This is a genomic window from Pseudoalteromonas shioyasakiensis (assembly GCF_022398475.1).
GTDB lineage: Bacteria > Pseudomonadota > Gammaproteobacteria > Enterobacterales > Alteromonadaceae > Pseudoalteromonas.
In genome coordinates this window covers 1-9189 of sequence record NZ_JAKEVM010000163.1, presented here as the reverse complement: position 1 = coordinate 9189, position 9189 = coordinate 1, and the positions used below count along the sequence as shown (strand labels likewise).

The 9189-nt window shown below is 40.5% G+C and carries 9 protein-coding genes and 1 rRNA gene; 2 read left to right on the top strand and 8 right to left on the bottom strand.

The genetic code is table 11. The annotated features are described in order from the left end of the window. Positions 1-347, bottom strand: a 16S ribosomal RNA gene (locus L1D51_RS19175); the annotation flags it as partial. 615 nt (positions 348-962) lie between these two features. Here L1D51_RS19175 and L1D51_RS19170 point away from each other — a divergent pair. Next, positions 963-1442: an RNA recognition motif domain-containing protein gene (locus L1D51_RS19170; RefSeq protein WP_054564068.1), complete on the top strand. Its 480-nt coding sequence runs from the start codon at positions 963-965 to the stop codon at positions 1440-1442. Here L1D51_RS19170 and murI read toward each other — a convergent pair. Together murI and L1D51_RS19160 are read right to left on the bottom strand one after the other, a co-directional pair. Then, positions 1405-2199: a glutamate racemase gene (gene murI / locus L1D51_RS19165; RefSeq protein WP_054564067.1), complete on the bottom strand. Its 795-nt coding sequence runs from the start codon at positions 2197-2199 to the stop codon at positions 1405-1407. The genes L1D51_RS19170 and murI overlap by 38 nt on opposite strands. 66 nt (positions 2200-2265) lie before the next feature. After that, positions 2266-3384: a DUF5610 domain-containing protein gene (locus L1D51_RS19160; protein WP_054554859.1), complete on the bottom strand. Its 1119-nt coding sequence runs from the start codon at positions 3382-3384 to the stop codon at positions 2266-2268. 164 nt (positions 3385-3548) lie between these two features. On the opposite strand from L1D51_RS19160, the gene trmA reads away from it, so the two are divergent. Further along, positions 3549-4646, top strand: coding sequence for a tRNA (uridine(54)-C5)-methyltransferase TrmA (trmA, locus tag L1D51_RS19155; protein ID WP_138601224.1), 1098 nt, complete (start codon positions 3549-3551; stop codon positions 4644-4646). Positions 4647-4648: 2 nt separating this feature from the next. On the opposite strand, the gene L1D51_RS19150 is transcribed toward trmA, so the two are convergent. The 5 genes from L1D51_RS19150 to ccoG form a co-directional block, all read right to left on the bottom strand. Beyond that, a complete protein-coding gene (locus L1D51_RS19150) occupies positions 4649-5101 on the bottom strand; it encodes a 2-thiouracil desulfurase family protein (protein ID WP_054554857.1) in 453 nt (150 codons plus the stop codon). Between the two features lie 61 nt (positions 5102-5162). Beyond that, on the bottom strand, positions 5163-5801 hold the full coding sequence (locus L1D51_RS19145) for a thiol:disulfide interchange protein DsbA/DsbL (RefSeq protein WP_054554856.1): 639 nt from the start codon (positions 5799-5801) through the stop codon (positions 5163-5165). Positions 5802-5818: 17 nt separating this feature from the next. Beyond that, a complete protein-coding gene (locus tag L1D51_RS19140) occupies positions 5819-6442 on the bottom strand; it encodes a thiol:disulfide interchange protein DsbA/DsbL (protein ID WP_054564065.1) in 624 nt (207 codons plus the stop codon). 30 nt (positions 6443-6472) lie between these two features. Then, complete coding sequence (locus L1D51_RS19135) at positions 6473-7447, bottom strand: serine/threonine protein kinase (protein WP_054564064.1); 975 nt, start codon at positions 7445-7447, stop codon at positions 6473-6475. A gap of 65 nt (positions 7448-7512) precedes the next feature. Further along, complete coding sequence (gene ccoG / locus L1D51_RS19130; protein WP_054564063.1) at positions 7513-8943, bottom strand: cytochrome c oxidase accessory protein CcoG; 1431 nt, start codon at positions 8941-8943, stop codon at positions 7513-7515. Positions 8944-9189 lie beyond the last annotated feature (246 nt).

Here is a 9189-nt window from a genome sequence, read left to right as displayed (position 1 = left end):
CCGTAGGAGTCTGGGCCGTGTCTCAGTCCCAGTGTGGCTGATCATCCTCTCAAACCAGCTAGGGATCGTCGCCTTGGTGAGCCATTACCTCACCAACTAGCTAATCCCACTTGGGCTAATCTTATGGCGTGAGGCCCGAAGGTCCCCCACTTTGGTCCGTAGACATCATGCGGTATTAGCAGTCGTTTCCAACTGTTGTCCCCCACCATAAGGCATATTCCCAAGCATTACTCACCCGTCCGCCGCTCGACGCCAGAGGTGCAAGCACCTCTTCGTTTCCGCTCGACTTGCATGTGTTAGGCCTGCCGCCAGCGTTCAATCTGAGCCATGATCAAACTCTTCAATTAAAAGTTTTTTGAAACCGAAGTTTCGTGCTCAATGAATTCTGAATTTTGATTCTTTCGAATCGAATTGACTGTGCTGAAACAAGTAAACTTGTTTCCGTTGGTCACTCAGTTCAATTGAGACTCTAAATTTGTTTGCGTCATCTAGCGAACTAGAATCTGCTGTTAGAACTCAATCTGTACGAGTGCCCACACAGATGATTGCTTTATATTGTTAAAGAACGTTGCGACGTTGTCGCTAGGGATGCGTATAATACATCCTTAATTTTTCGAGTCAACACTTAATTTCAAACTTTCTTTCGATTATTTGAAACCGAAGTTTTACTTAACTCTCTGCTACGTTGTTCAGCATCTTTCGTTGCTGCCCGCCGTGTCAGTGGGGTCGCATTATAGGGAGATCCAAAAACAGATCAACACTTTTTTTCGATCTTTTTACTGTTCGCTCAAAAAGCGAACTAAATTTACCGAAAACAGCAAAAACGGTCGCTATTATGGCTGTTTTTTAAGCCAATATTCATAATTTAATGCAAATTTCATTGCTATGTTCATTTAACTCGTTAAGATAGCAAGTTCACAATGTTAAATTAATGTTTATTTCTTGTTTATTGGTAGATCAAAATGAAATTACCCGATCAAAAATCTTTTCTTTTCTCCGTTATTCTTGCTGTTTTAGGTTTTGTGGTTGTTAAGTTCGCACTTGCAAGCTTAGCTTTAGACCCAGCATTGCTATTTGGTGCAGGCTTATTAATTGGTGCTTTAGTTATTGCAGCACTTTCATCAGCGTCAAGTGAGGAGGCCGAAGTAAAAACAAAAACACTTTATGTTGGCAACCTACCTTATCGTGCTAATGAAGGTGTTGTTCGTGCTTTATTCGAAGAACAAGGCAAAGTTTTCAATGTACGTTTATTAAAAGATAAAAATACAGGTAAACGTCGTGGCTTTGGTTTTGTTGAAATGGCTGAAGCTGATGCAGATAAAGCAATCAATCAATTAAATGATAGCGAATTCCAACAACGTACTTTAAAAGTGCGTGAAGCAAAACAAAAACAAGAGAACGAAGCTAACAGCTTTCGTGAGGGATCTGATCAGTCAGCGTAATAAGCTCAACGCTTAATTGCGAATGACCAATAGGAGCCGTTGCATAATAGTGCAGCGGCTTTTTTTTATCTGTAGTAAGAGTAAAGCCTCGTAGAGCAATTAAACTTTCAACGCGCTTAGCAATCGCTTTGCCTGAGTCAATAAGGAAGATCTGTTGTTTATAGTAGTCACTAATCGCTCTGGCTAGTAATGGAAAGTGTGTACAGCCAAGTACCAATACATCTATATCTTCTGCTATCGCTAAATCACTCAATACATTCTCAAGCTTTGCTTCATTGATTTTCTGCGTATGAAATAGTGTTTCAGCAATTTCTACCAGCTCAGTTGAGCCATATAAGCTCACTTGTGTGTCTTGGCTATGAGTACTAATTAAGTTTGCAGTATAGCGACTCTTGATGGTTGATGGTGTTGCCAGTAAACCAATATGTTTGCTGTTACTTATAGCGCAAGCGGGTTTTATCGCAGGTACTACCCCGACAACTTCTATATTTGTGTGCTGGCGAATAGTTTCTAAGGCAGAGGTAGAGGCGGTATTACACGCAATAACTAGGATATCAACGTTTAAGTTTGCTGTTTCGATAAACTGTAGTAGCGCAAAAAGGCGGGCTATGATCGTTTGCTGACTTTGCGCGCCATAAGGCAATAAAGCATTGTCCATAAAATAACTATAATCAGCATCTGGGATCAATACTTGGATCTGTTCAAGTACGGTTGTTCCACCTATACCAGAATCAAACACCATTATATGAACTGACAAACTGCTTACCTCGGATCATCAAAGGTCAGCAGTTTGCCATGCAGCTTTATAAAAAGAAAGAAAGGACTAAGCCTCTTCTTCTGTTGCCGAGCGAAGCTTATTCATTTGCTCAAACATTGCTTTGGTATAATCCACCAGCTTACTGACTTCTTCTTTATCTTGGTTTAACCATTGTAAGATGCCAGCCAGTTCATTTTGCAAACCAATGTCACCCGCTTTATTAAACGCCTGTTTCAAGTCGTCATTAAATGGCGCTATTTTCTCAGCAACTTCTTTTTCAGGGGCTGGTTTATATTCTTCATAGCCTTTAATCGCTGCTACTGTTTTGGTTTGTTTCAGATCCATCGTAAAGCCAACGAGTTGCTCGTTACCTAAGTTAAGCTCTTTAGCTTGTTCAAAGGCATCTTCTAATGAACCAGAGAAGAATGTTTCGCTAACACTCTGCAAATCTTCCATCAATTCATTGATAGCTTGCTGCTCTTGCTCATTTAAATCACCATTGACCGACATCGAGAATGATAAATCTCGTGATTGCGAAGACTCACTGACAAAGGCTTCGTTGTCGCCATTTTTGCTATAACTGCTTGCAGACTTACTTTCGTATGCATCAGCAAAGCTAATACTTACTTCGTCACCTTCAGCGGTGGTGAAAGTGTACTCTGCGTTATTACTTAAACTGATGTATTGAGCTTGGCTTACTGAAACCGCATTAGGTTTAGGATTGAACAAGTCTTCTTCTAATTCATCAATACCTTTAAAGATACCTTCTTTAGACTTTTCGATACCCTCTTCGATGTCATCGTTAAGAATACCTGACTCTTTAAGCTCATCATACGCATCGTCGATGCCCATTTGCACACCTTTACGTGCATCACCTAGCATGCCTTTGAGTTTTTCATCATCAGCACCATCGGCTTTTGCTTTACGAAGTGCGCCGCCAACAAAGTCGAGTACGTTTTTCACGATCTCTTCAAAGTCGAACAAGGGTTTATCTTTTTTCTCTTCGGCTTTAGGTAAACCTAGTGCCTCAGCAAGTTTATCATCAAGAACTTTTGCCGCGAGCTCTCTGCCGCGTTGCTGATAACTATCTTGACGATTTTGAATGGTAGGCTGCTGCAGTGCCTGTTTACCATTGTATTTATTCACATTTGTATTAGGCATATAGCCTAGGTTGCCAATTTTCATGATCCGACTCCATGTTATGGTTAACTCATTATCGGCCAAAAACCACAAAACTTAAGTTTTTTGTATAAAAAAACGACACTAAATTAAATAACAAAACTAGACAAATCCTCAGCGCTCCCTACAATAGCGCCGTTATAAAGCTAAGAGATAAAAGGTAATCAGCCATGGCGGTTATAAAAATTGATACAACTCAATACGATGCACAATTGAGTGAGAAAGAGCAGCGCATCACCTCACAGTTTCGACGTTTTGGGGTCGAAAAATTAGAAGTGTTCGGCTCTGATCCTATTCATTACCGCCAACGTGCAGAGTTTCGTGTTTGGCATGAAGGTGAAGACCTGTTTCACATCATGTTTGATCAACAAACTAAAGAAAAGATCCGCGTTGATGAGTTTGACCCTGCAGCACCTTTAGTGGGTGAAGTGATGCAAGCGATGATCGAAAACTTAAAAGACAATGAAGTTCTGCGCCGTAAGCTGTTTCAAATCGATTACCTTTCAAGCTTAAGTGGTGAGATCCTTGTTAGCTTGTTGTATCACAAACAACTAGATGAGCAGTGGCTACAAGCAATTAAAGAGCTTAAAGCAAAACTGAGCACACAGTTTAAGATTGATTTTATTGGCCGTGCTCGTAAGCAAAAAGAAGTGATTGGTAATGACTATGTTATCGAGCGTTTAAACGTAAACGGTAAAGAGCTTATTTATCAACAAGTCGAAAATAGCTTTACGCAACCGAATGCTAAAGTAAACATCAAGATGCTAGAGTGGGCACAAGCCCTTTGCCAACCACTCAATAATGACTTACTGGAGTTATATTGTGGGAATGGTAACTTTTCGATTGCTCTTGCAGGCTCATTCGACCGCGTATTAGCCACTGAGATTTCAAAATCATCGGTTTACTCAGCGCAATACAATATCGCACAGAACAAGGTTGAGAACTTAGATATCATTCGTATGTCGAGTGAAGAGTTCACCCAAGCAATGAAAGGCGAACGTACTTTCTCTCGTTTAGATGGTATAGACCTGAAAAGCTATAACTGCCAAACAATTTTAGTGGATCCACCACGTGCAGGCATGGACACGCTAACGTGTGACCTAGTTGCGAACTACGACAATATTATTTATATCTCGTGTAACCCAGATACCTTAGAGCGTGACCTTGATCACTTATGCAAAACCCATGAAGTAAAACGTTTTGCGATTTTTGACCAATTCCCTTACACCCACCACATCGAATCAGGTGTGTTTTTACAACGTAAATAAAATCAATCTGCCAGCGCAGCAAATAGCGCTGGCAACTGCTGCTCGCTGTATACAGCTATATTATTGTCGGTTAACAGCTTTGCAGTTAATCCCATCCCTGAAATTTTCTTTCCTGAATGACTACCATCGTAAATAGTATTGCGACCACATGAAGGGCTTGATTCTTTTAACAGCGCATAGCGAATGCCCTGCTTTTTGCAAAGCTTAAGTGCTTGTTCTGCGCCATAAGCAAACTGTACTGTGACATCTTGTGCATCTTTGGTAAGTACTCTACCCGCTTTGATTTCTGCAGGCGGCCTTGGTGTAGGTAAGCCACCAGCTACTTCAGGGCAGAATGCAACGAGCCTTCCTTGCTGTTTAAGAGTTTCTAAACCAGGATGGAGTAAATTTTGCGATTGCCCGTCATAACGAACAGGATTTCCTAACAAACAGCTTGAAACTAATAGTTTTTGCATTTGCTTTACCAACAAAAAAGCTCCGCGAACGGAGCTTTCTATTAAATTCAACTAACTAAGCTTATTTATCAGCTAGGTAGTTAATTAAGTCTGCCATGCTCTTCGCATCGCTAATACCTGAATCCGCACCTAGGATTACACGGTATTTACCATTAACAATAAAAGTTGGAACGCCTTTTAAAGCACCTTTTTGTTGGTAATATTCTTGGTCGCGTTTCATCTTAGACGCCATAGTACGTACAGAGAAGCTGTTGTAGTACTTATCAAAATCTTCAGCCGACACACCTTGTGAAACAAAGATGTCTTTCATATCTGCAAGTTCGTTAATACGAGCACGCTTACCGTGAATATGATTAAACACAGCGGCTACTAACGCGTCTTTCTGTGGTAACACATTAGCCGTCGCATAACCTTGCGCTAAGATAGTCTGAATTTCTGGGTCACGAGGACCTGAAAAATCAACATGACTCTTTTTAAATTTAACGCCATCTTTAAGAAGTGTTTTAAGCTCTTTCACTACTGGCTCGAAGTTATTACAGTGTGGGCAGTAGAATGAGAAGAACTCTTTTACTTCAGGCTTTTTAGAAGCGCGTGCATCAATCGTTTCATAATGCTTACCTTCTTCATATTGAGCAGCTGAGGCATTTGCCGCTAAACCTAGCGTGGCAGCCATTAATACAGCTTTTACTAACTTGATCATTACTTCTTACTCCAAAATTATTGTTTTAATAAAAATTCGACTAACTCATCAAGCATCTGCTGGCTCTTGATGGTGTTTAAATTAATTTTATATTTATCATTGACGATAAAAGTTGGTACACCAGTAAGGGCGCCCATATCTGAATATTTTTGCTGCTTATCTTGCATCGCTTTTTCAGCACTAATCACTGGCATGCTTGCAATTTCAGCGTCAAACACATCGTTGCTAATACCATTGGTCGCAAGTAATGCTTTCACGTCTTTTATATCTTTTAGTAAAGCGCGCTGTCTGTGGATGCTATTAAAGATTTGATCAGCAACTTGCTCACCTTTGCCATGTTGCTTAGCAATTAAGTAGGCATAGCTTAAGTTACTTTGCGTTTGCTTAGATACACCACCTAAAAAGTTAACATGGCTTTTTACAAATTCAGTCCCTTCAGGAAGACTTGCCGTTAATGCTTTTGCGACCGGTTCAAACTGAAAACAGTGTGGACAATAAAACGAAAAGAACTCGGTTACTTGAGGTGTTGCACTTTTCTCAACTTTTAATACTTCGTATTGATTGCCTGCTTCGAAATCAGCAGCAAGGGCCGCAAAAGGTAAACATAAAATGAGTAGACTTAACTTTAATTTTTTAAACATTGTTTTCTCGTCTTTCTTAACTTTAAAAATTTATGGTAATAATTTTAATGGTGCTTCCTGTAGCGCTGCAAGCTGTTCTTTTAGCGCTAGTATTTGCTGCTCCCAGTATTTGTCTTCAGCAAACCATGAAAAGTTCCGTGGGAACGCAGGATCATCCCACCTTTTTGCCAACCACCCCATGTAATGCACCATTCGCATTGCTCTAAGTGGTTCAATCAACTTTAATTGGCTGTGATCAAAGTCGCAAAATTCTTCATAAGCAGCCACTAAGGTGTCTAACTGTAACAGTTGGTTGTTACGATCGCCACTGAGCATCATCCAAAGATCTTGAATTGCAGGCCCTTGCCGGCTGTCATCTAAATCAACAAACATTAACGCGTCACCAGACCACAATATATTACCGGCATGGCAATCGCCGTGCAGGCGGATGGTTTCAACATTTTTATACTGCTCTGTGGTTTCTTTAATCACCAAATCTAAAATAGTATAAAAGGCGTTCTCTAATGCCATTGGCACCAAGTTACTTGCTTGTAACTGAACTTTAGCTGTCTGAAGGTATTCTTCGCAGCTGATTACAGGCCTATGTTCAAATGGCTTTGCCTTAGCTACTTGGTGCATTCGCCCAATTAAGCGGCCAAGTACATCGAGTTGATCTAAATTATCAACTTCAAAAATGCGCCCGCCCACACTTGGGAATAACGTAAACAAATAACCATTATGCTCAAATAAGCTTTGCCCTTCGATAATAACAGGCGCAACAACCGGCACTTCAGCCTCGGCAAGCTCAAATGCAAACGCATGCTCTTCTAAGATTTGCGCCTTACTCCAACGCTCTGGTCGGTAAAACTTAACAACATAACGATGGCCATCTTCTGCTTTAAATTGATAAACACGGTTCTCGTAGCTATTTAAGGCCAGCAGACCTGATTCAGCATAAACACCGATACTTTCAACTGCATCTAAAATTGAATCGGGTGTAAGGTCTACAAAACTAAATTTACTCATAATGCCTCATCATATAAAAAAAGCGGGAAAATCCCGCTTTTTATTCATTCGCTCAGTGTACTTAATTATCGCGCCTTAAAGAAGTTACTCGGCTGCGAAATCTGCACATCTGGCTCACCATCGACAGAAAGTACGAACTCAAACTTCGTCATGGGCTTTTTCAAATCATAAGGATCAACAACTAATGACAGTGGCACATTATAAGATTCACCAGAAGGTACTGTGAATGTTTGTTTGCCGATGTACTCAAAGTTATCGAGTCCTTCAACACGAATGTTAAAGGTTTGCTCATGCTGAGCTTTGTTAATTACTTTTAGTGTATAGGTGTTTTCGACTAAACCATTAAAGTCAACACGATATAGCTGGTTACGGTCACGAATAATATCGAGTTCCATCGGTTTGCGCATCGCAATATTTGCTACTAACGCCCCTGATAGCACGACTAAGATAACTAGATAGCCAATTAACTTAGGGCGCAGTGCATGTGTTTTGTTGTCTGGCGTTTCTAAGTTACGCTCGGTGGTATAGGAAATGAGCCCGCGTGGGTAATTCATTTTATCCATCACCCCATCACACGCATCGATACATGCACCACAGTTAATGCACTCGTATTGTAAGCCGTTACGAATATCGATCCCCGTTGGGCAGACCTGCACACATAAGTTACAGTCGATACAATCACCTAAGCCGAGCTCTTTTGGATCTTGCTTACGTGAACGAGGACCACGGCTTTCACCACGTGCTTCGTCATAGCTCACGGTAAAAGTATCTTTATCGAACATAGCTGACTGAAAGCGAGAATAAGGGCAAATGTGTAAGCACATAATCTCGCGCATCCAACCGGCATTACCATAGGTACACACAGCAAATACGGCTAGACAAATATACGAATACGCGGTTGCATCAAGGGTAAACAGATCAGGCAGTAGCTGACGGATTGGCGTAAAGTAACCTACAAAAGTAAATGCGGTATAAAGCGAGAATAACCACCAGCTGCCGTGTTTAGCACTTTTGCGCCAAAACTTATCAAAGTCCATTGGGCGTTGATCTAGTTTCTTACGTTGATTTGCGCTGCCTTCGAATTTTTCTTCAAACCAAATAAAAATGAAGGTCCAAACGGTTTGCGGGCAAGTATAGCCACACCAAACCCGTCCATAGAAAGTAGTTACTAAGAACAAGGCAAACGCCGCCAACATGAGAATGAAAGCAAGGATAGTCAGATCTTGTGGCCAAAGCGTTAAACCAAAAATGTTAAACTTTTGCCCTACCAAATCGAACAACACAGCTTGTTGACCGTGGAAGTTAATCCAAGGTAGTAGCATAAATGCAAGCATGCCGACAAAACCAATCCGTTGTCTTAACAATTGGTGTAAACCCGTTACAGCTCGGACATAAATACGGTTACGTGGATTAAATCTATCATCGAGGGAAGCGTTTTCCGGTTTCTGGATTTTTACTTCCGTTGGGATATTTTTAACCTTAATCTGTTTATCCATTAAAATTCCTCAACGCCACTAGGAAATAATACTCAAACATATGTTTGCAGTAAGAGATTCTCTGTGCCAATAAGCAAATCAGAATACATCTCATTACGTTCAAAGATTTCTGAAACTTTAAATCTATAGAGCATTATACTCAATCTATAGAAAATTTCAGGGATTGATCGAAAATACGACGTTTTAATTATTTAATCTTATCTGCTTGCTTTTAAAACGACCATTTTATTAAACTTGCACCTATAC